Below are 24,843 nucleotides of genomic sequence, written 5' to 3'. Positions count from 1 at the left end.
AAGGTAATCAGGAGGATTATGATAATGATCATCTCTCGCTTTAGCCACTGAAAAGCCAGAGACAACGCATACATCTAGAATCTTGGGTTTGCCATAAATTACCGCTTCAGGCAGCCAAGCTATTAGAGAAACTTAGGTTTGATCAAACTGAAAATGATTTTGACTATCTTTGAAACGGGCTGTTATTTCAGTAGCTAATGGGAACCATGCTTTTATTTCTAATCCCGGGGTAGGCTGGATGCTACCCATGAAGACAGTATCAGGAAATCCTGGATCTTGCCTTTTCCATTCACCAAACGGCGCAAATATTTCCTGCTTATTCAAAAACTCAACAGTGTTAAATTCAATCAGATTTCCCAATAGTGGTGATAGCTTTGAAATTACTTTGGCTAAATTAACTGCTGCAGCAACCGATATTGGTCTAGCAATGTCTAATAGGTCAAATCTATGTCCAGACAAATCATCTAGATATTGCGATGCCAGGCTAATAACATCTTCTGTATTCATAACCCTTCCCCACAAGATGTGGACTGACAAGCTTGCTCAACTTGCTTTAAAATTTCGCAAGGATCTACACCGATTACACGACTAACCAGAAGGAACTCAACCACATCTAATCTTCTTTCACCATTTTCGTATTTGGCAACGAAAGATTGCGGCTTTTTGATGGCTTTAGCGAGGGCTGCTTGAGTTAAATTCGCATCCTTACGAGCGGCGATCAGGCATTGACGAAAGACATGGTACTCTGGGCTAAAAATAGATTTCATCGTGCTTTAATGAGCACAGGAGTTAGCATTTCCAAGATAAACCTATTTTAGAATAATCCCAAAATGGGATTTTAAGTTCCCCACGGCCCTAGTAAACAGCATACACCCCCCAGTGTAGCGGACGGTGTGAAGTCTTTGGTACAATGGCGAAGGTTACTCGCTGCTGCTGATCTGGAACGATAGAAAGTTTGGGCAGAAGTCAACACACTGCCTCAAACTCTGCTATACTGATTACGTTGAGGATTATCGAGGTTGGCAAGAAACTATTAGGCGCAGTCAACGGGAACTAGAAGAACTTTTGAGGGATTCTCCTAGTTTAAAACCCTACTGGGATCAAGTATTTTTAGATTGCTATGCCACGGCTTTAAAAAGCTTGCGAGATAACCCCGATTATCAATCCTTTAACTTTCCCGATGATTGTCCTTTTCCCCAAGAAATTAGTCAGATTTTACAGAAAAAAGTTTGGCGATAAAATTATCTTTAAGAGTTTGTTGGTGGGGTTAGGAGATAAGAATCAGTCGTCAGGAGATTATTTTTATTTATTCTTCCCACTTCATAATTTATAATTTATAATTCATAATTCATAATTCCCAACCCCTCATCCCCTCTACTGATAAACAATGCTTCCCACCGTTGAGACTTTAATTATTGCCGTCGAAAAAGCCGACTCAGCTAATGAGTTACTAACAGCCGTGGAAAACTTAGCCGCCGCCAAAAGTGAAGCGGCAATACCCACCCTCACCGATGTGCTGAGATACAATAACCCTGGTGCCTCCGTGGCAGCCGTGGATGGTTTAATCGCCATCGGCAAAGCGGCGGTCCCCTATTTACTAGCCAACCTAGACGGTTATAATTATGGGGCGAGAGCTTGGGCAACCCGCGCCCTAGGGGGAATTGGCGATGTGCGAGGATTGGACTTATTGCTTGAGGCGGCGGTGAGTGATTTTTCCTTTAGCGTGCGGCGAGGAGCGGCTAGAGGCTTAGGAAATATAATTTGGTCTGATTTGGAGGAAAGTCGGGTTTCTGAGGCTCAGAAGGCTGTTTTTGCGGCACTGGAGAAACTTTCGCAAGGGGATCCAGAGTGGGTGGTTAGATATGCGGCGATTGTCGGATTAGAGGGATTAGGAACTGCGGCGGCGGCATTTCGCGGGGCGATTCGGGAACTTTTAGCGCAGATTCGGGAGACAGAAGCGGAAATAGTGGTAAGATTGCGTGCTGATCAAGCTCTGGAACACTTACCTAAAATGTCGGATGAATGCCCCCGCTAGATTTTTCGACAAGATATTCACCAAAATTAGCGCGGGATGAAATCTGACCAGAATATCAACCCCAGAGCATCGGTTTAATTCCACCCTCTGTGGGTAAACTGTGTTATACTTAATTTATCCAATGGTCGTGGATTGTTAAATGCTAGTCGTAGAAGCGAAGCTAAAAAACGGAACACCAGAGCAATATCAGAAACTTGATGAAGCTATCAGAACTTCTCAGTTTGTCCGTAACTCTTGTGTTCGTTATTGGATAGAAAATAAAGGAACAACCCGCAATGATCTCCAAAAACTTTGTGCGGTACTAGCTAATAATAAAGAGACACCTTGGGTTAATAAATTAAACTCTCAAGCTCGTCAATCGGCTGCTGATAGAGCCTGGCAATCAATTAATAGGTTTTACCAGAATTGTCATGCTAAGATAGCGGGGAAAAATGGTTTTCCTCGGTTCAAAAAGCATAGCCGTTCGGTTGAATATAAACTAACGGGTTACAAACTATCTGATGATAGACGTAAAATCAAGTTCACTGATGGTTTTAAAGCAGGAGAATTTGATTTATGGTGTAGTCAGAAAACCTTAGTTTATTATTCAGAACAACAGATTAAACGGGTAAGAGTTGTTAGACGTGCTGACGGTTATTATTGCCAGTTTTTAATTGACGTAGAGCGGCAAGAATACCATGAACCAACGGGACAAATAACAGGAATTGACTTAGGGTTAAAAGAGTTTTATACTGACGCTCAAGGTAATACTGTAGAGAATCCACGTTATTTAAGAAAGTCAGAAAAACGACTGAAAAAAGCACAAAGACGATTATCAAAACTATTTCGTCAAGGAAAGAAACAGTCTAACAACTATCACAAGCAACGGATAAAAGTGGCTAGGCTTCATCTTAAGGTGTCAAGACAACGTAAAGACAAAGCAATTAAAGACGCTTTGGCGTTAGTCCAGTCTAATGATTTGGTAGTCTATGAAGCTTTAAAGGTAAGAAACTTAGTAAAAAACCGTAAGCTTGCCAAGTCGATTTCCGATGCTTCTTGGTATCAATTCACTGAATGGTTGAATTATTTTGCCAAGATTTATCGGATTGTTTGTATTGCTGTTCCTCCCCATTTCACGACTCAAGATTGTTCAGTTTGTGGGACGAGAGTTCAAAAATCATTAAGCACTAGAACTCATCAATGCCTCAATTGTAAAACAGTCTTAGATAGGGATCATAATGCAGCAATAAATATTCTGAAAAAAGGGTTGAAATATTTGGGAAATCATCTCAACGGTACTGTTGGGCAAACAGAAACCGACCCAAACGCCTTGGGAGAGTCCGACCTCTGGGTTTTTAATGGAGACATTGAAAATCTAAGCTGTCTCGTTGAACAAGGAATTTCTAACAGCGATGTGGAAAGAATCCCCCGTCACAGCGTAGCTTGACGGTGGGAGTATGTCAAAATAAGCCTAAGTCAAAAGTAGAAAAACTTATTTCTCTACAGGGAGAAACAATTACACTAACATTCTATGAAATATTGGCAGGAAATTTTAGCGATCGCTCAACGAATTTTAGTAGAATTAATCCGACGCGGGCGTAGCTTAATCCTCTGGGGCATTTTCCCGATCCTTGTCCTGCTCTTAAATGGCTATATTATGGCAGAAAAAGGCAAAATTGAGCTTGCCGAGGCAATGGCTCTGGCTACTCCTCCCACCCTCGTCGGGGCGGCACTTTTCTTTAGTTGTTTAGGGGGAACCGTGGCAACGGTAGTAGCAGAAAGGGAACAACAAACGATTAAACGGTTATTTTTATCGCCTTTAAGCGGTGTTTCCTATTTTATTGGCATTTTTCTCGCCCATTGTGCGATTGCCGCCTGTCAGACAATTTTAGTTTATTCTATTGCTAAACAGTATGGAGCCACTTTTAAAGGCTCAATTCCTCTAGAATTATTAATTATTTTTCTTAGTATCACCGCCTATGTGGGTTTAGGATTTATCCTCGGTACTCAACTGGCGAAAAGAACGGAAGATGTTAATGCCTTGGTGGGAACTTTTGGTGTTCCTTTATTAATTTTAGGCGGCGTTTTTCTTCCGACTGCTTTATTCCCCGACAATATTCTATCTCTGGCTAAATATAACCCGATCTACCACATGAATGAAGCTTTAATTGCTGTTTGGGCAAAGGGCAAAAATCTACAAGATATTAGCTCTCATTTTCGCTTTCTCTGTCTTTTTGCTCTAGCTATGGTAGCAGGTGGTTGGCTTACCTATCGACAAATGTTAAACCTTGAACGCCGACTGTAAATCAGTGATCAGTTATCAGTGATCAGTTATCAGTTAGGTAGGGTGGGTTAGGCGGAGACAAATTATCAGACTTAATCATTAATTTATCTATTCGCCGTAACCCACCATCAGTTATTCAGCTTCCTATTTTTCAGTATAATTAGCCAATTTCCCTGTTATTCTTACTATTACCTAGCTGACGGATGATGGCTTAAAAAATCCTGACTATCCTCGTTACTTTATTAAAAATGCTGACTATTAATAATGTCAAAAAAAATTACGGAAGACGCTTAGTATTAGATCAATTAAACTTTCATATTGAAGCGGGGGAAATTTACGGTTTACTCGGTCCCAATGGTGCGGGAAAAACCACCACTATTAACTTAATTTGTAATTTATTAAAACCCTCATCGGGAGAAATTACCTTTAATTATTTGCCAATTTCTAGAGTTACTAAAGAATTAATTGGGGTTGCCCCACAAGAAAATTTATTGTACAAATCCCTTACTTGTGAGGAAAATCTCAACTTTTTTGCTCAGATTTATGGACTCGATCGCCCCCAGCGTCGTCATCGGATTAAAGCCAGTTTATCCGCAGTAAATTTGCTTGATCGCGCCCGTAGTCCGGTGGAAACTTTAAGCGGTGGAATGCAGCGGCGAATGAATATTGCTGTGGCTATTGTTCATCAGCCAAAATTATTAATTCTTGATGAACCAACTACCGGTTTAGACATCGAATCTCGCTATGAAATTTGGGATTTAATCGGAGAATTAAGGCGACAGGGAATGACAATTTTATTAACTACCCATCTCCTCGATGAAGCACAGCGTCTCTGTCAACGTATCGGCATTTTAAAACAAGGTCGTATTATTGCCGAAGGTAATTTAAATCAGCTGCGTCAGCACATTCCTGCGAAAGAAATTATTATCATGGATACCCAGGATCAAGAAGCGGCCATAAATCGAGGTAAACAGTTAGGATTTACTCCCAAATTTTACGGTAAAGATTTAGCTTTTTGGTTACATGAACATCTAGAATTAAGCGAGATTATTCAGGCATTTGATGGCATTAATATTGATTCTATCTCCCGTCAGACGGTACAGTTAGAACATATTTATATGGAAATTATGAATCAATTTTAACCCCGTTTTTGAAAATTAAGGTTGATGATCGGCATTTTTCTGGTAATTTACCTCAATTAAGTTAAATCGCCTTTTTTTACCGTCATGATCATCTATAATTTTTAGATGTGTTCTATCTATTAATTGGAGACAAAATCAATGATGAAATTAACCTCTATCACTGGCTTATTAAGTCTATCGGCGGTATTATTAAGCTCACATCTACCGGCAGCGGCGCAAAATTGTCGGCCACTTTCTTTATTAGGGGGTGAAGGTAGTGAAGTTACGAAAAGCGTCTCACAACCCACTGTTCCAGGGCCTTTCGGTGTCACGATAACTCGTAATAATTGGAATACCGATTGGGCAGTGCCGGGGGGGAGACGTTTTCAGAGGTTTATCGTTACGGTTTCTGTCCCCCGGGCTGCCTCCTTTGATATCCGGCTGTTTCTCAAGTATAGCGATCAAACTAACGAGGAATTTTTTAATACTAATGGAGTACGAATCGAACCCGATAAACCCTTAACAATTACTGCTACAGTACGCGCAAATGATCAACCTTTCTTAGTCAATCTTTTTGTCAATGGTATTCAGCATATCGGTAATACCTACACCGCTTCTGTTGTCGGTTGTGAACGATAAAATATATAGGGTGTACTGAAAAAGTTTGTTAGTGGGGACTGGGTGTGAGATTTTAAGCTAAGAGGTATTTTAATCGCCTATCCGATTAGCTGAATCTCTCCCCATTCCTTTACTGTTGCCTCTTGTTTCATCTCAACAGGCAATTTAAATGCACGGGCAGCCCCAGACTTTACTCTCTACCCCGATTGACCTTAAGTGGGACAATTAGATTAATGCACAATTAAGGATTTTTGTCAAGAAAATAATATTAAACTTATCATTGATGTCTCCCATGCCCACGCCCAAATTATCTGGCAATTAGCGATTAATTGCGCTACCCTAACTAATATCCCCCCCATTGGCCTCGATTTAGAACTGGCTTTAATCCGTCCCCACCTTATTATCGATTTTTTTCGGGAATATTATGTCTGAAACTATCACTCCCGCCATTAGCGATCGCATATGTAAACACATGAATAAAGATCACGGTGATGCCGTGCTTTTCTACGCTCAAGTTTACGGTAATATTACCGATGCAGAAACGGCTCAAATGCTCTCCATCGATCCCCAAGGCATGGATTTAGCCGTAGAAAAATTAGGGGAGAGTCAAACAATTAGAATACCTTTTGAACGCACCCTAGAATCAGCCAAGGATGCCCATAATATTCTGGTTGAGATGCTAAAAGTTAATCAAAGCACCCCTTGACAAAGACCGATTTTGCGACTATCAACGAAAAAGACCAACCTAGAGAATTAGCCCATGAATCAGGTTAATAGTACGGGAATAAAAATACCCAAGTCTGGCTGGCGTTTACTGCCTTTTTTAGTCTTGGGTGTGCTAGTTTTTGCCTTTAATTCCTCCCTAGAATTAAATTATCTAGTCAAGGGTTATATTACTCTCTTGGAATTACAGGCAGGCATCGTGGTTTTATACTTTCTTTTGGCTAAATTAGGGAAATCTCAAAAATTATGAGAAATAGAACTATAGCGGCTTTACTAGCCTTTTTTCTCGGTTATCTTGGCATCCATAAATTTTATCTAGGGGAGAATTTGGCTGGTGTTCTCTATCTACTTTTCTTCTGGACTTTGATCCCCGGCATCATTGCTTTTTTTGAATTTATTGGTTTAATCATCATGTCAGATCAAGCTTTTGATGCTAAATAGGGTTTGCTGAATAATGGTAAAAACCTTACAGGAAAGGGCTTTTAGCTTGATTGAGAGCTTCCCAAATGCACTTAAATCTGCTAGAATCTCTTAAAACCCTTGCATCACCCTTGCATCTTCTCTAATTAGTGCTAATGTACCGTAAAAGCGAGTTACCCTCAACCCCACCAGAAAACTTCGAGCTGCCCTTTGAGGGGAAATTATCCCAAGACAATCGTTGGGTAATTATGGCCAACCTCATTCCCTGGTCAGAATTTGAAGCGGAATACGCATCACTTTTTTCAGAAGAAATGGGCACACCCGCCAAAACATTCAGGACAGCACTCGGAGCATTAATTATTAAAGAAAAATTAGGAACAAGCGATAGAGAAACGGTAGAACAAATCAAAGAAAATCCTTATTTACAATACTTCTTGGGGTTTTCATCCTACAGCAATGAACCCCGGTTTGAAGCGTCAATGTTGGTTCACTTTCGAGAAAGAATCACTCTGGAACTAATTAATAAAGTGAATCGCTTTATGGTCAAAAATTCGAGAGAAATAAAAGAAGAAGAAAACACCGAAAAAAAGTTAGAGAGCGAAACCCAAAGTCAACCAGAAAATCGAGGTAAATTAATTTTAGATGCCAGTTGTGCGCCCGCAGATATTAGTTATCCTACGGATTTAAACCTGTTAAATCAAGGAAGAAAACAAACCGAAAAAATTATTGATATTCTCTATGAAACTTTAAAAGGAAAACTTGTTCAAAAACCGAGAACCTATCGTCTTCTAGCCAGAAAAAGTTATTTAGAAGTAGCGAAAAAAAGAAAACCTACCGTCAAACAAAGACGAAAAGCTCTGAAAAGACAACTGCAATATCTGAAAAGAAATCTCGACCATATTGAACAACTTTTAGCAGAAGGAGCCTCTCTACAAAGCTTGAAAAAAAGAGACTATAAACTGTTGTTAGTAGTCACAGAAGTTTATCGTCAACAACTCTGGATGTACCAAAATAACAAACAGAGTATTGAAGACAGAATTGTCAGCTTAACTCAACCCCACATCCGTCCGATAGTCAGAGGAAAAGCTGGAAAACCCGTAGAATTTGGGGCTAAATTCTCAGCAAGCTGTATAGATGGTTACATATTTTTAGACCGAATTAGTTGGGATAACTTTAATGAATCAGGAGATTTAAAAGCACAAATAGAAGCTTATTATGACTATACAGGATACTATCCAGAATCAGTTCATGTGGACAAAATTTATCGAACCAGAGAAAACCGAGCTTGGTGTAAAGAAAGGGGAATCAGAATCAGTGGTCCCCCATTAGGAAGACCAGCCAAAAATGTTAGTAAAGAACAAAAGAAACAAGCTACCGATGATGAGAGGATTCGGAATTGTATAGAGGGCAAATTTGGACAGGGGAAAAGAAGATTTAGCTTAGGTAAAGTGATGGCTAAACTTCCTCATACTTCCTTTTCAGCGATTGCTATTACTTTTTTAGTCATGAATCTTTCTAACCTGTTGAGGCAGGTTTTTTGGGCTTTTTTATGTCTGAAATGGAAAAACAGCACTTTTTCTCGGTCAATGATTAGGATAAGTTATAACTTAAAAATTAATCAACAACTAAAGCTTATGCTTGTAGCTAAGTGAAATCATTGATTAAGAGACCTGTACTTTTCAATGACTTTTTCAGCAAACCCTAAATACAATCCTAACTATCTCGCCAACAGTACAGAGCGAAGACTGCCAGAATCAGGTCAGCAAAAAACTGCTACTTTACTCCAGCTTAAAAAGCTTTACGATCAGGGAATTATTACTGCTGAAGAATACGAAGAAAAACGCAGAAAATATTTAGATTCTCTTTAAAAAAATATGTCTAATCTCTCTCCTCGCCCTCCCGAATCTTCCGAGTGGATCTGGCTATCCTTAGTCCCAGTTTTCGGGGGACTTGCCATTGCTAATGCTGGCAAAAAAACTAATAACCAAAGTTGGTTATCCGTCGGCATTGCTTTGACAATTATCTCCTTTATTTTCCTTACACAAGAGGCTTTTATCGTCATTTGGTTTGCCCAAATCGGCCTGGGTTTATACATCCGTCAACAGCTTAATTCCCATCCAATAGCTTCGGCAAATAGAACCGATTCTAGACAGTCATCCTCTCCTCTCGAAAAAATTGATATTAACAGCTGTTCCACCAACGATCTGGTTCATAAATTAGGGTTGCCGATTGTCTATGCCAATGATATTGTTTCTGTCCGTAATGAAGGACATATTTTTACCCATTTGGAAGAATTACACTTCCTGGCTGGTTTACCAGAAAATTATCTCAAAAAATTAGAACCTTTGATTATCTTTGCCTACGATATTCGCCAAGAAGTTGACGTTTCTTGGCGTTGTTTAAACTACTACTCCGTTGCGGAATTAGTCAATCTCGGTCTTGACTTTTCCCTGGCTGATAAAATTGTCGCTGAAAGAGAAAAAAACGGTGTCTATCGTTCGGCCATCGAAGTTAGAAACCGGACAGGTATTCCCTTAAAATCCTATCAGCAATTGCTTTAATTCGCTTTATTCTACTTATAGCTTGAATTGCTTTTCTATCAAAGACACGATCCAACTTCTAGGTAAAAAACGGGGCAGATTGACGATAATTTTATTAGCCAATTTACCGGCTACCACGTTGGGGCGTTTGTTTGCCAAGGCAGTTAAAGCCTCTTGTACCACCACTTCCGCCGAATCTAACCGGCCGTTTTTGCCCATAAAAGCCCTGGGAAATCGGGCCACCTCAAAAAAATTAGATTCCGTCGGACCGGGGCAAAGAGCAAGGATTTTAACGCCTTTATCTTTATTTTCTGCCCAGAGAGACTCGCTAAAGCTGAGGACAAAAGCTTTTGTGGCTGCATAAACGGAAAGATAGGGCAGCGGTTGAAACCCGGCAATAGAAGCAACATTGATAATTGCCCCCCCAGTGCCAGCAAGCATGGGACGGAGAAAATAGTGGCTTAATTCCACCAATACCAGATTATTTAACTGGATCATTTCTAACTGTCGGGCTAAATCCTGCTCGCTAAAAGCACCATAATCACCAAAACCAGCATTATTTACCAGTAAATCAACGTTGATTCCTTTTTGGTTCACCGTATCATATACCAGCTTTCCTGCCCCGGCAACGGTCAGATCTTGAACGATAACTGTCACTTTTACCCCGTATTGTTCCTCTAATTCCGCTGCTAATTGTTCTAGTTTATCCCTAGATCTAGCGACTAAAATTAGCTCCATTTGCCGTTGAGCAAGTTGACGAGCAAAGACGACACCGATACCAGTGGAAGCGCCAGTAATGAGGGCTGTTTTCATAGAAGATCAACTAAAAATAGCTCTTTTGCTGGAATCTTACCACAATTACCCTTTCATTTACAGTTCTTAACTTGGCGGGGAAGGCATTTTTTCAACTTAGGATATATGTTAAGCTAGAAATAGAACAAAGGTCGAGGGAGGTGCAGAAATGACAGTTATAAGCTTCACTGATCAAGATATTGCCAAATATACCGCCGCTGATATTGCTTCTTTAGCCGAACGACTAGAAAAAGATGAGTATAGTAACCCTTTCGAGGCTTTGCGGGATTGGCATCTGTTGCGGGCGATCGCTTTTCAAAGACAGGAATTAGCCGAACCTTATCTTTATCTGTTGGATCTAGAAGCCTACGATGAGGCTTAAAGTGGCTTAGTTAAAAAAACTTAACAAAAATTCCCCGGTGTGTGAGACTAGCACACCGATAATTTTTGTTTATGGTATTCTCTGGCTGAAAAAAGCCCCTAGCTTTTTGCTCCTTATTTCCCTACTATCAATAACAAAGTATTTTTAGGCGATCGACTAAATTATGGGCAAACAATACAACGTTTATGGGATCGGTAACGCGCTCGTCGATATGGAATTTCAAGTCTCTCCTGAATTACTGCAAGAATTGGGCATCGACAAAGGAGTGATGACGCTGGTGGACGAAAATCGTCAAACCCAGTTGATGGAAAAATTGGCTCTTGATTGTAAACGCAGCGGTGGCGGATCGGCGGCGAATACCCTAGTAGCGATCGCTCAGTTGGGAGGTAGAGGTTTCTATTCCTGTAAAGTGGGTAATGACGAATTGGGTAAGTTTTATCTGCAAGATCTGCGGGCCTGTGGTTTGCATACCAATGAACACGGCGGCGAAAAAGAGGTGGGAATCACGGGAAAATGTCTAGTTTTTGTGACTCCCGATGCCGATCGCACCATGAATACTTTTCTCGGCATCACTGGGGAAATTTCCGAACGGGAATTAGTCCCCTCAGCGATCGCTAATGCCGATTATCTCTATCTCGAAGGTTATCTCGTCACCTCTCCCACTGCCAAAGCTGCCGCTATTAAAGGGCGAGAAATTGCTCAGGCTGCTGGAGTCAAAACCGCTTTATCCCTGTCGGATCCCAATATGGCGATCTTCTTCCGGGAGGGATTACTGGAAATGATCGGAACGGGGTTAGATTTCGTTTTCGCTAATGAGTCGGAAGCTTTGACTATTTCTGGCAGCGAGGAAATCGAGTCAGCGATCGCCTATTTTAAAACCATTGCCAAAGGATTCGCTATCACCCGGGGTGCCAATGGTTCTTTGATCTATGATGGCGAAAATCTCCTGGAAATTGACTCCCATCCCGTAGAGGCGATCGATACCGTCGGTGCGGGGGATATGTATGCAGGTGCGTTTCTCTACGGTATTACCCACGGTATGGGTTACAAAGGAGCAGGAAATCTCGCTTCTCTAGCGGCTGCTCGGGTGGTTTCTACTTTTGGGGCGCGTTTACAAACCGAGGAAATTCAATCCCTGCGCGATTCGATCGTTTTGGGATAGGTTTTGTCAGTGATCAGCTTTCAGTCATCGGGAGTCAGGTTTTTTCTCTCTGCTCCCTGCTCTTAGACAGTCTTAACGAGTAATTTAGATATAGCAATTCTCTGACTCATGAGGTACAGTAGCAACAGTGAGTAAACCAATTGCGAATATCTTTTTGAGTAACTTATAACATAGCTAATTCAATCCCTTCTATTAAGTCTTTGTAAGTTCTCGCCTTCAGTTTTCTTAATATCGCTTTGACTTTTGACCAAAAGTTTTCAATAGGAGAGAATTCGGGAGAATAAGGAGGTAAATAGATGAGTCTAGCTTTTTCTTGTTCAATTATTTCTCTGACCATTTCTCCGAGATGAATCTTGGCGTTATCCATGAGCAAACAGTCTCCTTCTTTAATTTTTGGCAGCACTTCCTTCAGAATAAATCCTTCAAATGTTACCGCATCCACTGCACCGTATATGTTGACTGATGCCACAACTTTTTCTAAACTTATAGCACTAATTATTGAAATATTTCTCCCTCTTTTTTGTGGTTTTCTTCCCCGAGCTCTTCGACCAATTAAGGCTCTAGCATAGAGTCTCAAAAGGGCTAAATTTACCCCCGATTCATCGATGAAAATTAGTTTTGATGCCTCAATTTCCCGAACTTGAGACCAGTATTCCACTCTTTTTTGCTGTACCCTGTCACTTTCTTTTTCCGCCGCGTGTAGTGTTTTTTTTTGAAACTGTAATTGAGTTTTTGCGTAAGCCGCCCCAGGGTGGCTCTACTGACTTTCACCTGTGTCTTTTCATACAGTAAGTCCGATAATTCTTCGAGAGTTGCATCATTGTTAGATTCGATGATTTCTATTAAAATTATCAGTTGTTCACTATTTAACTTGGTTGGCGGACTTCCCCCTTGTGGACGAGGACGGATATCTCCTGTTTCTTTATGTTGCTTCAATAACTTCTGAATAAAGCTTTTAGCCACGTCAAATCTCTGGGCTAGTCCTCGAATAGAAATTTTTTCTTTCTTCCAGACATCGATAATTTTTTGGCGAAAATCTACGGAATAGGGTCTCATAGGAAGCTGGCGAGTTCTATTATTTGTCTATTTGCTTTTCATTGTACCTCATAGCTCCAAGAAGTGCTATATCAAGGTCGCCGGTAGGCAATCGGAGACTTTAAACGGATGTGGAGGAAAGTATGGCGTTGCTGAATTAAGCTATGAATCAGTAAGGAATAGGCACTTCTTGAAACTTCAGATAATGAATTAATAAACGAATAGAGTATCCTAACATTTCTGTAGACTTAGAATAGCAGAGTGTTTTGCGATGCAATCGGGCTAGATAATGTCTTAAACGTGTGTTCTCACCCTCTACTCTGGTCATATAAGTCTTACTAATTATATGGTCGCCCTCTGCTATAAAACATGGATAAACTGACCATCCATCACTCACATAAAAATAGCATCCCCAAGACTTAACTAATTCCCATAATGGGCGAAACGTTTCGCTACTATGGTCTCCGATTACCCAACCTAAAATTCCTTTTTTAAAGTGGTCAACGGCTGTCCACACCCAGATTTTGTTTTTTTTGAGCCAACAAAGGTTTCCAATTCATCCAGTTCCCCTACTTCAGGAATTGTTTCTGGGTCATAGGCGACTGGCAATAATTCTCCCACAGATTTTACCCAATTAATTACGGTCGTATGATGAACTCCCTTTAGCCTTTCTATTCCTCTAAATCCCATCCCATTAACATAGGCAGTTAGGCATTCTCGCTTCGTTTTTTCGTCATAGCCTTTCTGTTTTTCATAGTTATTAATAAATTGACGGCCACAGGTTACACAAATATGATTTTGTTTACCTTGTTTATTGATGCCATTTTTACGGATATGGGTAGATTTACATTCAGGGCATTGCATTTTGATTTCCTCCATTCATATCTCTATTATGCAACGCCGAAAGTATAAGACTTCTGTTAAAGAAGCATCGTCCCGTGAAGCGTCAACCCATCCGAAGATCGTTCAATTAAGTTTGTTCGATCTGTAGGGAATCACCGTCCGGCCCCGGCGGTGAGGATGTCAACGAATCGGTTTCGGAATTGGAACGGTTGCTCGGCGACTGGCAACCCCAACGATACGCTTGGAAGCTGGAAAATGTCAGGGTGATTGAACCGATACCCTGCTTAGGCAAGCAAAAGCTGTTTACTGTTGAAATAATTACTTCTGATTTTTCGCTAACTGGCGGGTGAGTTAATCTAGTCAGTACCGCACCCATTGGCGCAGAGGGTTTTATCGGTGGCAACCTTACGGCCTCAGAGAACGACCCGATCGCAAACTGATCTGGATCGAGCCAGTTCTGGTTAATGGATAAACTTTTGACTATTTCTGACCGGCAATCTGGTAATCTGGTTTTACAGAAAACCTGCTTGATCGATCTGAATAATTCTGGTTTTACAAAAAACTGGTTTTACAAAAAACTGGTTTTAAAGAAAACTAGCTTGCGGAGTCGATTCTGTTTATCTGGTTTTATGGCAATCTGGTTTTACAGAAAACCTTCTTACTAGATATGATTCTAATTTATCTGGTTTTATGGCAATCTGGTTTTACAGAAAACCTCCTTACTAGATATGATTCTAATTTATCTGGTTTTATGGTAATCTGGTTTTATAGAAAGCCTTCTTACCAGATACAATCCTATCTATTTCTCTTCCGTCAAAGTGGTTTCAAACCTTGACTTGTCGTCGGCTGAAACGACGTAAATTCCTGAAAATTAATATACCTTTTGCGTGGTTTTACAGAAAACTCGCTCGATCCGAATGGAACCTTAATTCTGGTCTTGTGGCAATCTGGTTTTACAGAAAACCAGTTCACGGAATCGATCCAAATGTGACCGCAATTCTGGTTTTAAGGTAATCTGGTTTTACAGAAAACCTGTTTCCAGGAACAAGGATGAAAAACAGAAAACCAAAAAACCAGAAAACCAGATGAAAATTATTACCGTTACCGGTTACAAAGGCGGCGTGGGTAAAAGCACCACCGCCGTGCATATCGCCACCTATTTCAGCGATCGAGGTCGGACGGTATTAGTTGATGGCGACCCGAACCGCACCGCTCTGGGTTGGGCGGAGAGGGGAAATCTTCCCTTCACCGTTGCCGATGAGCGGCAGGCGATGAAGATTATCGGCGGGGCGGACTTCGTTATCATCGACACTCCCGCCCGTCCCCACTCCGACGATCTCAAAGAGTTAGCCAAGGGTTGCGAACTCCTGATCTTGCCCACCGCCCCCGATGTTCTCAGTCTGCAGCCGATGTTGGAAACGGCTAAAGATTTGGGAGACGCTAATTACCGCGCCCTGATCACGATCGTACCGCCACCACCAAATAAGGAGGGGGAAATACTACGTCAGGAATTAATCGAGGGCAGTATCCCTGTTTTCAAGTCGATGATTCGCAGAACCGTCGGCTATCAAAAAGCCGCTTTAGCGGGCGTTCCCATTCGTAATCTCGATGATGCTAGGTTAAGAGCGGCATGGAAGGATTACAAAGCTTTGGGAGAGGAAATTTTAGCCATATTAGAGGTTTTATGACTACGGGCAGGTACGGCGATTTAATTAAGAAAGCTAGAGAACCAGAAAACCAGAATACCGGTTTATCAGAAACCCAGAATACCGGTTTGCCAGAAAGTCAGACTTTTGGCAATCAAGAAAACCAGAATGAGCCGGAGGTAAACCTTTGTGTCAAGGTTCCCAAATCCTTGCGGCAACATTGGGCTGCGGAGGCCAAACGGCAGGGAACGACCATGACTGCGGTGATCATGGCGGCCCTTAGCGATCGATTCGGTAAACCAGATTAACAGCAACCAAAAAACCAGATAACCAGATAACCAGATAACTGGAAAATTTTCAGATGTTAGCTAAGGTAATATTAGTTAATAAAGTTGCTGTTTTTGTATGAAGTCGCTTTCCCTGATTGTTTCGGGTTCTATTGTTTGTCTAATGTCTATGCCAGCCAACGCTCAAAATCAGACGGATTATGAAGCTTTGTGTCGGAACCGGCAGTCTTACGGGTTTTCTCAAGAGGAGTGCGATCGTTGGATTAGAGAACAAAACCAGCGTTCTCCTACTAATCCCTCCAGCAATGGTCGATCAGCCGTCAATTCCGCTTTTATCGGGGAGAAAGTCTATAAACTGCGTTTGAGGGATGCCCCTACCGGCAACATTGGTCAGCAAAGCATTTTTTCTCCTGGTGATCTCGATCGGGAGGAGTGGGTAGTAGTTACTTTGATCAACAATCAGAGAGTCAAGGTACGTCATGCCACCAATGTAATGAACAAGTTTTGGGGAACCCGTAAGTGGTACGATCATCCGGCCACAGCCATTCGATTATGTGCGATCAACGGTTTTGATACTACCGATTGTGTGACGGCTCAGGGAGACACGATCGATTTGCCAGAGGGAAAAACCATTCATGATGTTCAGATCGATTTCAAGTATGTGGAGGGCGGTTCCGTCTATACCCGCACAGTACAAATCGCACCGGGTACTTTACCCGATTGAACTCCAATGGAAATGGCTGTTGGTGACGGCGTTTTTCTCTGTAGCCAGCAAAGATACGGGGCATACCGACTCCGAACCAAAGATAGATGATAGGGTTGCTAATTTGTATGGGTTGACTGATGAGGAAATGAAGACTATTAGGGGCGATTAATTATGACAGAAACTCCTTATCAAATAGTCATTGATACTAACGTAATCTTAGCCGGATTGCTCTCTAATAAAGGAGCATCCTATAAACTCTTAACCATACTCAATGACCAACGCTTTCAAATCAATGTATCTGCCACCCTAGTTTTTGAGTACGAAGAAATACTAAAAAGAGAACAACAATAAATAGATTTAAACAATGAAGACATAGATAACATTATTAATGGAATTTGCCATCTAGCCAACCATTACGAAATCTTTTATATTTGGCGACCATTAGCCAAAGACAAAAATGATGACTTTCTGATAGACTTAGCTTTCAAATGTCAAGCTAATTTTATAATCAGTTACAATCAAAGAGACCTAAAACCCATTGAAAAATTCGGCATTTTTATTTTAACACCCAAACAATTTTTACGATTACTAGGAGAAATAAAACCATGAAACTAAGCACAAACATTCCAGATGTTTTATATCAACAAATTGAAACCTTAGCCAATAAACAAAACATACCAGTAGAGCAACTGGTAACAATGGCTTTATCTGCCCAAATATCCTCTTGGATGACTAAAGATTATCTAGAAGAAAAAGCACAACAGGGAAGTTGGGAGAAGTTTCAACAAGCATTAGCTAAAGTTTCAGATGGTGAGCCAGAAGATTATGACAAAATGTAACAAAATTCTTTTTTGGTAAATCTATAGAAAAATCCCAAGTTAAAGCTGAAATTGTTGCTGAATACTTTTGGGCTAAGGAGAATTTTTTATTCATGGTTCGCTTAATTTTTTAAGGAAAGGTTTTTAAATTTTTCTGTAACTTTTGTCCTGTATTGTTTCTAGCTAATAACTGTAGGATGGTACTCGAAGGTAGCTCGCTGTTCGGTCGTTCGTTAAGAAAAATGACTGGAAGGGTGATACTTGGTCATGCGTTTGGTAGCATGGTGGGAGAAGAAATGTAATTGTTATGGGCAAACCACAAATCGCCGTCCGAATTCCCCCATCTCTTCTCGCCGAACTCAACCAGTACGTCGAGCGGGTTGGCACGTCCAAAACGGATGTGATTGTCAGTGCGATCGCTACTTACTTGGGCTGTGCCGAGACTGTGCCGTTGAGTCAGAGGATAGCGGAGGTTGAGAGAAAGATAATGGAATTAGAAAGTTTGGTTAAAGGTAAGCGAGATAACATTTAGGGGAAATCAACACAATGACCGAAGATATCGCGACTCCCAGCAAAATATGGATTATTACGGGTGACTCTGATCTTCAAAAAACGCCCACCGGCGCTAGAAGTAGCCGTGATACCGGGGGAAGGCTTGAAGGAAAGGAAAAATCGCCCGAAGTTGCGGCCACCGAAAGAAGTCAAGTGGATGTGTCCAAACTGAAGCTAGAAATGCAGGGCTTTCTCAAAGCGATGCGGGAAATGCTCGATGAAGCCGATCCTCCAAGCGCTAAAATCCGGCTCGATGAAGTGGAACTGTCTGTAGAAATTAATGGGGAAGGACAAGTTAGCCTGTTTGGGATCGGGGGCAAAGCAGGAGGGAAAGGAGCGATGACATTTAAGTTCAAGAGAAAAGATGGCTAAAAACTGGGTGATAGCGATCGGCATCAACGAGTATGACAACCTCAAGCCACTGAAATACGCCAAGAAAGACGCGGAAGCGATCAAAGCTTGGTGTGAAGGGGAGGGAGGATTCGATCGCAGTGGGATATTTCTCTTTACCGAAGATTCTCCACCCATTCCTGCTAGTCCCCCCATTCCCACGCAGCCAACCTACGGTCGTCTCAAGCGGTTTCTTCAGAAGCAGTTCGAGACTCCCCTGCTTAAGTCTGGAGACAATCTCTGGTTTTTCTTTGCTGGTCATGGCAGGCGCTATCAAGACAAAGACTATCTGATGCTGCCGGATAGTGATCCGGGCAATGTAAGAGAAACGGCTGTATCGGTGGATTATGTCACCGAGCGGCTGCGGCGGTCTGGGGCCGATAACGTCGTACTATTATTAGATGCCTGTCGAGATGAAGACAGCCGAGGCGGTCTGGGCATTGGAGAGGAGGAGCATCAGGGAGTCATAACCTTTTATTCCTGTACTGCCAATCAGCAATCTTGGGAGATCGATGAGTTACAACAAGGCTCATTTACTCATACGCTGCTGGAAGGATTACGGCGGCAAGGAGAAGCCAATTGTGCTACGGTCGAGCGTCTAGACGAACATCTGCGCCGTCAAGTCGAGCAAACTAACGCTAGATATGGGAAACCGAGACAGAATCCCTATCTGAAAGCAGAACCGCCCCACAAGCTCTATTTTATTTTGTTAGAACAAGTTGCCACGCTTAGGGACGTGCAACCCCTAAAATATCAGGCTTCCTTAGCAGAAAATAGGGGCGACCTTGACTTAGCTGAACAGTTATGGATTCGTGTCTTAGGAGCATCTCGTGGCGATTTAGAGGCGATCGAAGCTATCAAGCGCATCGCTCTAAGACAGTCACAATCGATCCGGCAAAGGGCGATCGAACGACGGCGACCGTGGTCTTCGATTCCTGCTACGGGTCGCGAATACGTCACGGGGGCCGAGGGAAATAGGTCATCGACCCCTAAACCTTCTCAAGAAACTGGACTCAAGGTATTTAACTTTGAGATCGTGGGAGTAAATGCGAAGGGTGAGCAAATCAAAAAAGAGTCGAAGCAGTCCCAATATTTCGCCCAAGATTTGGGCAACGGCATCACCCTAGAAATGGTCGCCATCCCGGGGGGTACATTCACGATGGGAACAGAAGACGAGGAAATCGAAAGACTGGTTAAAAAATTTAATTGGGAAGGATTTAGAAAGGAAAGACCACAACATGAAGTAACTGTCCCACCCTTCTTTATGGGTAAATACCCCATCACCCAGGCCCAGTGGAAAGCGATCGCCTCCCTTACCGACTTAAAAGTTGAAAAAGACCTTGATCTCAACCCGGCCCATTTTAAAGACCGTCCCGATAGCGATCGCCGCCCGGTGGAACAAGTCAACTGGGACCACGCGATCGAGTTCTGCGCGAGATTATCGAAACTAACGGGAAGGGAATACCGACTACCCAGTGAAGCAGAATGGGAGTACGCTTGTCGTGCTGGAACCACCACCCCGTTTTACTTTGGGGAAACCATTACTGGGGAATTGGCCAACTACAGGTCTAGCGAAACCTACGCCGATGAACCGAACGGAGAATATCGACAACAAACGACTCCCGTGGGACAATTTTCCCCCCAATGCCTTCGGACTGTACGATATGCACGGCAATGTCTGGGAATGGTGCGCCGATACTTGGCACGATAACTATGACGGTGCGCCGACGGATGGCAGTGCTTGGATAGAAAATGGGGATGATAATCGTTCTCCTCCGCGGGGCGGTTCTTGGTTCAGCATTCCTTATCTCTGCCGTTCCGCTTTCCGCTACTACTGCGTCCGCCGCGTCAACGACGACGACCTCTTCGGTTTTCGGGTGGTGTGCGGTGCTGGGAGGACTCTGTAACCCTTTTCCCCTTTTTTTCCCCTTTTACCCTCATTCCCTATTTTTTCTTTTTTCTTTTCTTTCCCGCCCTTAGGCGGGTCGATTTTTTTGAGAAAATGGCGTTAATGTTAAATTTTATTAAGGCAATGAAAGAATTATCGGTGATTCAAAAGTGTTATGATTTGGTGAAGTGGTACGTTCCGATTATAGAGCGTTTTCCGGCGTTGCTGAATTAAGCTATGAATCAGTAAGGAATAGGCACTTCTTGAAACTTCAGATAATGAATTAATAAACGAATAGAGTATCCTAACATTTCTGTAGACTTAGAATAGCAGAGTGTTTTGCGATGCAATCGGGCTAGATAATGTCTTAAACGTGTGTTCTCACCCTCTACTCTGGTCATATAAGTCTTACTAATTAGGGCTTGCTGAATAAATCTAAAAACCTTGTTGGATAAGGCTTTTAGACTTTTTTGACCTCAAAAAGTGCCGACCATTGGAGGGATCGGGGGTAAAATTCAGGTACTTTTTCCCTGAAAATTAGGTAACTGACTACCTCAAAATCGGTAAAACCCTACACCCCACACCCCACACCCCACACCCTGCCCCCACCAACAAACTTTTTCAGCAGACCCTAATTATATGGTCGCCCTCTGCTATAAAACATGGATAAACTGACCATCCATCACTCACATAAAAATAGCATCCCCAAGACTTAACTAATTCCCATAATGGGCGAAACGTTTCGCTACTATGGTCTCCGATTACCCAACCTAAAATTCCTTTTTTAAAGTGGTCAACGGCTGTCCACACCCAGATTTTGTTTTTTTTGAGCCAACAAAGTTTTCCAATTCATCCAGTTCCCCTACTTCAGGAATTGTTTCTGGGTCATAGGCGACTGGCAATAATTCTCCCACAGATTTTACCCAATTAATTACGGTCGTATGATGAACTCCCTTTAGCCTTTCTATTCCTCTAAATCCCATCCCATTAACATAGGCAGTTAGGCATTCTCGCTTCGTTTTTTCGTCATAGCCTTTCTGTTTTTCATAGTTATTAATAAATTGACGGCCACAGGTTACACAAATATGATTTTGTTTACCTTGTTTATTGATGCCATTTTTACGGATATGGGTAGATTTACATTCAGGGCATTGCATTTTGATTTCCTCCATTCATATCTCTATTATGCAACGCCGCCATTCGTTCAGTCGGGTCAATCCCTGTTGGTAACTGTCAAAATCGTAACCTCCCTGTAATCCCAAACTCACCACCGTCATGGGTGGTACATCCTCAATCCGAATATTATCGGCCACCTCTTTCGGGTAAGTGTCGGTGTCGCGGTAGAGAAAGAAAACTTCGGCCTCTCCCGATGTCGCTCCCGTGTCTGCGGGGTAACGGGTTTCAACGGGTGCAGTCATCGAGATATCGTTGGAACTGATGTGTTGGTACAGGGGATAAAACGACCGGTTCGCCGCCTCGGAAAGTTGACCCCGATAGCGGTAAGTAGCGGCGCGATAGGCGGGATAGTTCTTCACCTCGATCCGTCCGTTCGGGGTCGGGGTCGGAAATCCTGCGGGTAGGGGAGCGCTAGAAGCTTGATAGACCCCGATCACTAGAGCGGTTAGGGCGTTGACATCCTCACCGCCGTAAACGGACGGTGATTCCCAAACCTCACGATTTGGGTTTCTGCTTCTTTCCCGAAGGATTTTTCGCACCTGCCTTAACAGATTTACTCTGTTCTGGTCATCAGGTCGCTCTACAGACTGACACCGCAAGCCCTGCGGCCAAAATATTTTTACTAGCGTTAACATCTCGGTCATGGTGTGTCCCACAGTCTGGACAATCCCATTCTCGAATATTTAACGGCATTTTTTCAGCAATATACCCGCAATTACTACACCTTTTAGAACTGGGAAACCATCTATCTATTTCGATGTAATTTCTGCCGTACCAACGGCATTTGTAGGCTAATTGTCGAGTGATTTCTCCCCAACTAACGTCAGATATTGCCTGAGATAACTTGGGGTTTTTGACCATATTCTTGACGGCTAAATTCTCAACCACAATCGTTTGGTTTTCACGGACTAATTGAGTGGTTAGCTTGTGTAAATGGTCTTTTCTGTTATCAGTAATTTTGGCGTGAATCTTGGCTACTTTGATTCTCGCTTTTTCCCGATTTTTTGAGCCTTTCTGTTTTCTAGAAAGGCTTTTTTGTGCCTTTCGCAACCTCTGATAATGTTTCTTAAAATGCTTAGGATTAGATACCTTGTCTCCATCGCTGGTAATTACTAGGCTACTAATTCCTAAGTCAATTCCGATGGCTTTATCAGTTGGGGGTAATGGCTGGATTGTTGGGTCATCAAATCTAATTGAAATATGCCAACGTCCAGAAGGATGTAATCTGACTGTTACCGTGCTTGGTTCACAGCTTTCTGGTATTTGTCTTGACCATCGAATAGGTAAAGGTTCTGTGCATTTAGCTAAATAGATTTGTCTGTCTTTAAATTTAAAAGCAGATTTGGTAAATTCGGCACTTCCTCCTTGATGTTTTTTCTTAAAGTTAGGATACTTAGTACGACCAGCAAAGAAATTAGTGAAAGCTGTTTGTAGGTGTCTTAACCCTTGTTGTAAAGGTACACAGCTTACCTCGTTGAGAAAGTCTAATTCTTCTTGCTTTTTCCAATCGGTCAACATTGAAGAAGTTTGAGCGTAGCCTACTCTTTCTTGTCTTTCATACCAAGCTTGTGTTCGTTCGTGGAGAGCTTTGTTGTAAACTAATCTTACACAGCCCAAAGTGCGCCGCAATAGCGACTCTTGTTCGGGTGTTGGGTAAAATCGAAACGAATAGGCTTTTTCCATATCTCGCATTCTAGCATATATCGTGTAAATGCGCTAATATTTAACAGTAAAGCCGTCGTAGAACGACGGGGTTTCAGACCCAAATTTTCGATGAGGAATCGGGCGCGATGACCTCTCTATTGTGGGACGGGTTGACTTCCGTTGACCGCTCAACTGATTTCTAAGCGCGAGTAGAGAGACTATGAATCCATCGGCTGACGAATCTTACTGGTTAGTTTCCATTCAACGGATTTCTAAGGGCGAGTAGAGAGCCGTTCAACCCAGACGCGTACAGCGAAATATGATGTTTCGATTTCACGGATTTCTAAGGGCGAGTAGAGAGTTCCCATATTGACTTTGTTCTTGAGTTATTAGCACTACTTCTTCAGTGTTTTCTCTGGAGTAACTGTAACATCTCAATCTATAATAATAATTCCTTTTTGGGGAATTGGTAGGAATATATGTATACAAGGTTGGTTCGCTCCAGACTGAGCAATAAGCCAAGGATGAGTTACATAAGTTTGCTGGTCACGGGATTGTAAGGGGTCAAGGTCAAAATAATGCTGACGTTTGCCATTGAAATCTATCCAGTACACCTTAACAGAAGAAGAACTTCTATTAATCACCTGAATATAAGTTGATACATTACTATTAAGCGAACGTAACTCACTTTCTACTCTGCAACTTCTTGGACGTAAGATTTCTGCACTGGTTTGACTCTCAGCCGAATAACATAAATTCCATATTATCAAGCTCAATCCTGTAATTTTCAACCATTTTAATAGCATGGGCTTTTTAGGGTTAATTGTCTTTTTTCGTGATTATGACATAATGAAGGCGATGTTTATAGCGGTGTGCAGTCGTATGAGGTACAGTATCACGAGCTATAAACCATGCTAGGCAAAGCTTGGTCTGTATCTCACTCAAGCGCTTACCGCTATAATATGCTAGTTAGGTTATCGCGGTTCCATCGAAATTTTCTCTATTCTCCCGCCAAAACGGATAAAATGCTTGAGATTCAAAGTTAATAAATGATCGACTTCTGCTTTTAATGAACCATAAGCAATTAAAGCATCATAAATCGCTCCTCCTCTTAAATTTAAAGTTACCATAAGATTAATTACAGCTTTATAATCATCGCTTGTTAAGGAAATAATCTCAAAGGAATCTAAATTTTCTTTAATTAATTGTTGTACCAATTGAGGAGATAGACGAGGTTTTGCGGGAAAAGCCGATAAAATTGCGTAGAGTTCTGCAAGAGTATGAGTTCCAATATAACCCTGAATTTCTCCTCGTTTAACTCTGGTTAACCAAGAAATACAAGCTGAGTGCTGTTCATGGTTGACTAAAATAGATGCAACCAAAACCGACGTATCGAATAAAACTTTAATCACAACATTAGCTCATTCTTTCTTGTCTAAGCTCCTCGATAAAAGCTTCAGTATTAACTAGCAATTGGCTGTCAACAACCAAAACATCATTCTCGTAATAAACCTTTGGCTCTTCCTTAATTGGATTTAAGACTAGCTTACCATCTTGAACTTCTACCTGAAATTGACTATCATATTCAATGCCTAGTTGTTCCAGCAAAGTTTCAGGAATTTGAATACATCTACTTCGATCGAGCGTCACTAATTCCATGGCAATTATCTTGAATTCTTTTATCTTCATTATACCGCTATATTTCTCCTGTAGCTCTTAAAACCCCTAAAATAATTCGACATCCACGAACATTTTACCTCAAAATATCGGCTTGAAGGAACCCTCGGTTTCACCTCGGAGAT

The 24,843-nt window shown here is 41.9% G+C and carries 27 protein-coding genes and 8 pseudogenes; 23 read left to right on the top strand and 12 right to left on the bottom strand.

Annotated features, from left to right (window positions below):
• Nucleotides 1-132: 132 nt before the first annotated feature.
• Entirely contained in the window at nt 133-507 is a 375-nt protein-coding gene (locus tag myaer_RS21980; RefSeq protein ID WP_235614832.1) for a hypothetical protein, read from the bottom strand.
• The gene (locus myaer_RS09290) at nt 504-767 is read right to left on the bottom strand and encodes a helix-turn-helix domain-containing protein (RefSeq protein ID WP_046661878.1); all 264 of its coding nucleotides are present in this window, start codon (nt 765-767) and stop codon (nt 504-506) included. Before myaer_RS09290 ends, myaer_RS21980 begins: the two co-directional genes overlap by 4 nt.
• A 208-nt stretch (nt 768-975) precedes the next feature.
• Here myaer_RS09290 and myaer_RS09285 point away from each other — a divergent pair.
• The 12 genes and pseudogenes from myaer_RS09285 to myaer_RS09225 form a co-directional block, all read left to right on the top strand.
• Nucleotides 976-1,239, top strand: a pseudogene (locus tag myaer_RS09285) (DUF29 family protein); the annotation flags it as partial.
• 148 nt (nt 1,240-1,387) lie between these two features.
• A complete protein-coding gene (locus tag myaer_RS09280) occupies nt 1,388-2,035 on the top strand; it encodes a HEAT repeat domain-containing protein (protein WP_046661877.1) in 648 nt (215 codons plus the stop codon).
• Nucleotides 2,036-2,174: 139 nt separating this feature from the next.
• Nucleotides 2,175-3,461, top strand: a complete 1,287-nt coding sequence (locus myaer_RS09275) for an RNA-guided endonuclease InsQ/TnpB family protein (RefSeq protein ID WP_046661876.1) — start codon at nt 2,175-2,177, stop codon at nt 3,459-3,461.
• A gap of 84 nt (nt 3,462-3,545) precedes the next feature.
• Nucleotides 3,546-4,319, top strand: coding sequence for an ABC transporter permease (locus myaer_RS09270; RefSeq protein ID WP_008201791.1), 774 nt, complete (start codon nt 3,546-3,548; stop codon nt 4,317-4,319).
• 227 nt (nt 4,320-4,546) lie between these two features.
• A complete protein-coding gene (locus tag myaer_RS09265) occupies nt 4,547-5,440 on the top strand; it encodes an ABC transporter ATP-binding protein (protein WP_046661875.1) in 894 nt (297 codons plus the stop codon).
• Nucleotides 5,441-5,578: 138 nt separating this feature from the next.
• Entirely contained in the window at nt 5,579-6,058 is a 480-nt protein-coding gene (locus myaer_RS09260; RefSeq protein WP_002784577.1) for a hypothetical protein, read from the top strand.
• A gap of 403 nt (nt 6,059-6,461) precedes the next feature.
• Entirely contained in the window at nt 6,462-6,743 is a 282-nt protein-coding gene (locus myaer_RS09250; RefSeq protein ID WP_004268454.1) for a DUF2470 domain-containing protein, read from the top strand.
• A 54-nt stretch (nt 6,744-6,797) separates the two neighbouring features.
• A complete protein-coding gene (locus myaer_RS09245) occupies nt 6,798-7,010 on the top strand; it encodes a hypothetical protein (protein WP_004268453.1) in 213 nt (70 codons plus the stop codon).
• Nucleotides 7,007-7,198, top strand: a pseudogene (locus myaer_RS09240) (TM2 domain-containing protein); the annotation flags it as partial. The gene myaer_RS09245 and the pseudogene myaer_RS09240, both read left to right, overlap by 4 nt.
• Nucleotides 7,199-7,335: 137 nt before the next feature.
• On the top strand, nt 7,336-8,832 hold the full coding sequence (locus myaer_RS09235) for an IS5-like element ISMae6 family transposase (RefSeq protein ID WP_046660474.1): 1,497 nt from the start codon (nt 7,336-7,338) through the stop codon (nt 8,830-8,832).
• 51 nt (nt 8,833-8,883) lie between these two features.
• Nucleotides 8,884-9,048: pseudogene (locus myaer_RS09230) on the top strand (SHOCT domain-containing protein); the annotation flags it as partial.
• 6 nt (nt 9,049-9,054) lie between these two features.
• Complete coding sequence (locus myaer_RS09225; protein WP_046661873.1) at nt 9,055-9,741, top strand: helix-hairpin-helix domain-containing protein; 687 nt, start codon at nt 9,055-9,057, stop codon at nt 9,739-9,741.
• Nucleotides 9,742-9,756: 15 nt separating this feature from the next.
• Here myaer_RS09225 and myaer_RS09220 read toward each other — a convergent pair whose 3' ends face one another.
• Nucleotides 9,757-10,533, bottom strand: a complete 777-nt coding sequence (locus myaer_RS09220) for an SDR family NAD(P)-dependent oxidoreductase (protein WP_046661872.1) — start codon at nt 10,531-10,533, stop codon at nt 9,757-9,759.
• A 148-nt stretch (nt 10,534-10,681) separates the two neighbouring features.
• Between myaer_RS09220 and myaer_RS09215 the strand changes: the two genes are divergently transcribed.
• Both myaer_RS09215 and myaer_RS09210 read left to right on the top strand, forming a co-directional pair.
• Nucleotides 10,682-10,894 carry a DUF2555 domain-containing protein gene (locus myaer_RS09215; protein WP_002732311.1) on the top strand — a complete coding sequence of 71 codons (213 nt, stop codon included), beginning with the start codon at nt 10,682-10,684 and terminating at the stop codon, nt 10,892-10,894.
• 163 nt (nt 10,895-11,057) lie between these two features.
• Nucleotides 11,058-12,056: an adenosine kinase gene (locus myaer_RS09210; RefSeq protein ID WP_046661871.1), complete on the top strand. Its 999-nt coding sequence runs from the start codon at nt 11,058-11,060 to the stop codon at nt 12,054-12,056.
• A 163-nt stretch (nt 12,057-12,219) separates the two neighbouring features.
• Here myaer_RS09210 and myaer_RS09205 read toward each other — a convergent pair.
• Nucleotides 12,220-13,112 (bottom strand): IS630 family transposase gene (locus myaer_RS09205; protein WP_103672703.1). Its coding sequence is split into 2 segments (ribosomal slippage): nt 12,220-12,770 and nt 12,770-13,112, totalling 894 coding nucleotides; the frame shifts between segments, so codons are not numbered across the junction.
• A 148-nt stretch (nt 13,113-13,260) separates the two neighbouring features.
• Nucleotides 13,261-13,955, bottom strand: a protein-coding gene (locus tag myaer_RS09200; protein WP_103672714.1) for an IS1 family transposase whose coding sequence is annotated in 2 segments (ribosomal slippage) — nt 13,261-13,613 and nt 13,613-13,955 — 696 coding nt in all. Because the reading frame shifts where the segments join, the coding sequence is not laid out codon by codon here.
• A 1,064-nt stretch (nt 13,956-15,019) separates the two neighbouring features.
• On the opposite strand from myaer_RS09200, the gene myaer_RS09190 reads away from it, so the two are divergent.
• The 9 genes and pseudogenes from myaer_RS09190 to myaer_RS21965 form a co-directional block, all read left to right on the top strand.
• Nucleotides 15,020-15,622, top strand: coding sequence for a ParA family protein (locus myaer_RS09190; protein WP_046661867.1), 603 nt, complete (start codon nt 15,020-15,022; stop codon nt 15,620-15,622).
• Entirely contained in the window at nt 15,619-15,888 is a 270-nt protein-coding gene (locus myaer_RS09185) for a hypothetical protein (RefSeq protein WP_046661866.1), read from the top strand. Before myaer_RS09190 ends, myaer_RS09185 begins: the two co-directional genes overlap by 4 nt.
• A gap of 148 nt (nt 15,889-16,036) precedes the next feature.
• Nucleotides 16,037-16,591, top strand: coding sequence for a hypothetical protein (locus tag myaer_RS09180; protein WP_046661865.1), 555 nt, complete (start codon nt 16,037-16,039; stop codon nt 16,589-16,591).
• 153 nt (nt 16,592-16,744) lie between these two features.
• Entirely contained in the window at nt 16,745-16,924 is a 180-nt protein-coding gene (locus myaer_RS21975) for a putative toxin-antitoxin system toxin component, PIN family (RefSeq protein ID WP_235614830.1), read from the top strand.
• A 254-nt stretch (nt 16,925-17,178) separates the two neighbouring features.
• Nucleotides 17,179-17,412: a hypothetical protein gene (locus tag myaer_RS09170; protein WP_002746549.1), complete on the top strand. Its 234-nt coding sequence runs from the start codon at nt 17,179-17,181 to the stop codon at nt 17,410-17,412.
• A 286-nt stretch (nt 17,413-17,698) separates the two neighbouring features.
• Nucleotides 17,699-17,923 carry a hypothetical protein gene (locus myaer_RS09165; protein WP_046661864.1) on the top strand — a complete coding sequence of 75 codons (225 nt, stop codon included), beginning with the start codon at nt 17,699-17,701 and terminating at the stop codon, nt 17,921-17,923.
• 14 nt (nt 17,924-17,937) lie between these two features.
• Nucleotides 17,938-18,315: a hypothetical protein gene (locus tag myaer_RS09160; RefSeq protein WP_046661863.1), complete on the top strand. Its 378-nt coding sequence runs from the start codon at nt 17,938-17,940 to the stop codon at nt 18,313-18,315.
• Nucleotides 18,308-18,970: pseudogene (locus myaer_RS21970) on the top strand (caspase family protein); the annotation flags it as partial. The gene myaer_RS09160 and the pseudogene myaer_RS21970, both read left to right, overlap by 8 nt.
• 375 nt (nt 18,971-19,345) lie before the next feature.
• Nucleotides 19,346-20,240: pseudogene (locus tag myaer_RS21965) on the top strand (formylglycine-generating enzyme family protein); the annotation flags it as partial.
• 223 nt (nt 20,241-20,463) lie between these two features.
• On the opposite strand, the pseudogene myaer_RS09145 reads toward myaer_RS21965, so the two are convergent.
• The 7 genes and pseudogenes from myaer_RS09145 to myaer_RS09115 form a co-directional block, all read right to left on the bottom strand.
• A pseudogene (locus tag myaer_RS09145) lies at nt 20,464-20,640 on the bottom strand (IS1 family transposase); the annotation flags it as partial.
• A gap of 214 nt (nt 20,641-20,854) precedes the next feature.
• Nucleotides 20,855-21,378 (bottom strand): annotated as a pseudogene (locus myaer_RS09140) (IS1 family transposase); the annotation flags it as partial.
• Between the two features lie 15 nt (nt 21,379-21,393).
• Entirely contained in the window at nt 21,394-21,834 is a 441-nt protein-coding gene (locus tag myaer_RS09135) for a heme-binding protein (RefSeq protein WP_071846443.1), read from the bottom strand.
• Nucleotides 21,835-21,892: 58 nt separating this feature from the next.
• A pseudogene (locus myaer_RS09130) lies at nt 21,893-23,080 on the bottom strand (RNA-guided endonuclease InsQ/TnpB family protein).
• Nucleotides 23,081-23,475: 395 nt separating this feature from the next.
• Nucleotides 23,476-23,847 carry a hypothetical protein gene (locus tag myaer_RS09125; RefSeq protein WP_071846442.1) on the bottom strand — a complete coding sequence of 124 codons (372 nt, stop codon included), beginning with the start codon at nt 23,845-23,847 and terminating at the stop codon, nt 23,476-23,478.
• Between the two features lie 168 nt (nt 23,848-24,015).
• Entirely contained in the window at nt 24,016-24,453 is a 438-nt protein-coding gene (locus myaer_RS09120; RefSeq protein ID WP_080694069.1) for a type II toxin-antitoxin system VapC family toxin, read from the bottom strand.
• Between the two features lie 4 nt (nt 24,454-24,457).
• Complete coding sequence (locus myaer_RS09115) at nt 24,458-24,700, bottom strand: hypothetical protein (protein WP_046663675.1); 243 nt, start codon at nt 24,698-24,700, stop codon at nt 24,458-24,460.
• Nucleotides 24,701-24,843: the final 143 nt, after the last annotated feature.

This window comes from Microcystis aeruginosa NIES-2549 (genome assembly GCF_000981785.2).
Taxonomy (GTDB): Bacteria; Cyanobacteriota; Cyanobacteriia; order Cyanobacteriales; family Microcystaceae; genus Microcystis; species Microcystis aeruginosa_C.
Note: the sequence above shows the minus strand (reverse complement) of the source record. Positions and strands in the feature narration are given on the sequence as shown.

What these genes read in the sequence shown, in the direction of transcription:
- myaer_RS09290 (WP_046661878.1), bottom strand. Translation starts at nt 767, where the DNA reads ATGAAATCTATTTTTAGCCCAGAGTACCATGTCTTTCGTCAATGCCTG.
- myaer_RS09275 (WP_046661876.1), top strand. Translation starts at nt 2,175, where the DNA reads ATGCTAGTCGTAGAAGCGAAGCTAAAAAACGGAACACCAGAGCAATAT.
- myaer_RS09185 (WP_046661866.1), top strand. Translation starts at nt 15,619, where the DNA reads ATGACTACGGGCAGGTACGGCGATTTAATTAAGAAAGCTAGAGAACCA.
- myaer_RS09250 (WP_004268454.1), top strand. Translation starts at nt 6,462, where the DNA reads ATGTCTGAAACTATCACTCCCGCCATTAGCGATCGCATATGTAAACAC.
- myaer_RS09280 (WP_046661877.1), top strand. Translation starts at nt 1,388, where the DNA reads ATGCTTCCCACCGTTGAGACTTTAATTATTGCCGTCGAAAAAGCCGAC.
- myaer_RS09235 (WP_046660474.1), top strand. Translation starts at nt 7,336, where the DNA reads ATGTACCGTAAAAGCGAGTTACCCTCAACCCCACCAGAAAACTTCGAG.
- myaer_RS09220 (WP_046661872.1), bottom strand. Translation starts at nt 10,533, where the DNA reads ATGAAAACAGCCCTCATTACTGGCGCTTCCACTGGTATCGGTGTCGTC.
- myaer_RS09215 (WP_002732311.1), top strand. Translation starts at nt 10,682, where the DNA reads ATGACAGTTATAAGCTTCACTGATCAAGATATTGCCAAATATACCGCC.
- myaer_RS09115 (WP_046663675.1), bottom strand. Translation starts at nt 24,700, where the DNA reads ATGGAATTAGTGACGCTCGATCGAAGTAGATGTATTCAAATTCCTGAA.
- myaer_RS09270 (WP_008201791.1), top strand. Translation starts at nt 3,546, where the DNA reads ATGAAATATTGGCAGGAAATTTTAGCGATCGCTCAACGAATTTTAGTA.
- myaer_RS09225 (WP_046661873.1), top strand. Translation starts at nt 9,055, where the DNA reads ATGTCTAATCTCTCTCCTCGCCCTCCCGAATCTTCCGAGTGGATCTGG.
- myaer_RS09245 (WP_004268453.1), top strand. Translation starts at nt 6,798, where the DNA reads ATGAATCAGGTTAATAGTACGGGAATAAAAATACCCAAGTCTGGCTGG.
- myaer_RS09190 (WP_046661867.1), top strand. Translation starts at nt 15,020, where the DNA reads ATGAAAATTATTACCGTTACCGGTTACAAAGGCGGCGTGGGTAAAAGC.
- myaer_RS09210 (WP_046661871.1), top strand. Translation starts at nt 11,058, where the DNA reads ATGGGCAAACAATACAACGTTTATGGGATCGGTAACGCGCTCGTCGAT.
- myaer_RS09180 (WP_046661865.1), top strand. Translation starts at nt 16,037, where the DNA reads ATGCCAGCCAACGCTCAAAATCAGACGGATTATGAAGCTTTGTGTCGG.
- myaer_RS09125 (WP_071846442.1), bottom strand. Translation starts at nt 23,847, where the DNA reads ATGCTATTAAAATGGTTGAAAATTACAGGATTGAGCTTGATAATATGG.
- myaer_RS21980 (WP_235614832.1), bottom strand. Translation starts at nt 507, where the DNA reads ATGAATACAGAAGATGTTATTAGCCTGGCATCGCAATATCTAGATGAT.
- myaer_RS09170 (WP_002746549.1), top strand. Translation starts at nt 17,179, where the DNA reads ATGAAACTAAGCACAAACATTCCAGATGTTTTATATCAACAAATTGAA.
- myaer_RS21975 (WP_235614830.1), top strand. Translation starts at nt 16,745, where the DNA reads ATGACAGAAACTCCTTATCAAATAGTCATTGATACTAACGTAATCTTA.
- myaer_RS09165 (WP_046661864.1), top strand. Translation starts at nt 17,699, where the DNA reads ATGGGCAAACCACAAATCGCCGTCCGAATTCCCCCATCTCTTCTCGCC.
- myaer_RS09160 (WP_046661863.1), top strand. Translation starts at nt 17,938, where the DNA reads ATGACCGAAGATATCGCGACTCCCAGCAAAATATGGATTATTACGGGT.
- myaer_RS09260 (WP_002784577.1), top strand. Translation starts at nt 5,579, where the DNA reads ATGATGAAATTAACCTCTATCACTGGCTTATTAAGTCTATCGGCGGTA.
- myaer_RS09265 (WP_046661875.1), top strand. Translation starts at nt 4,547, where the DNA reads ATGCTGACTATTAATAATGTCAAAAAAAATTACGGAAGACGCTTAGTA.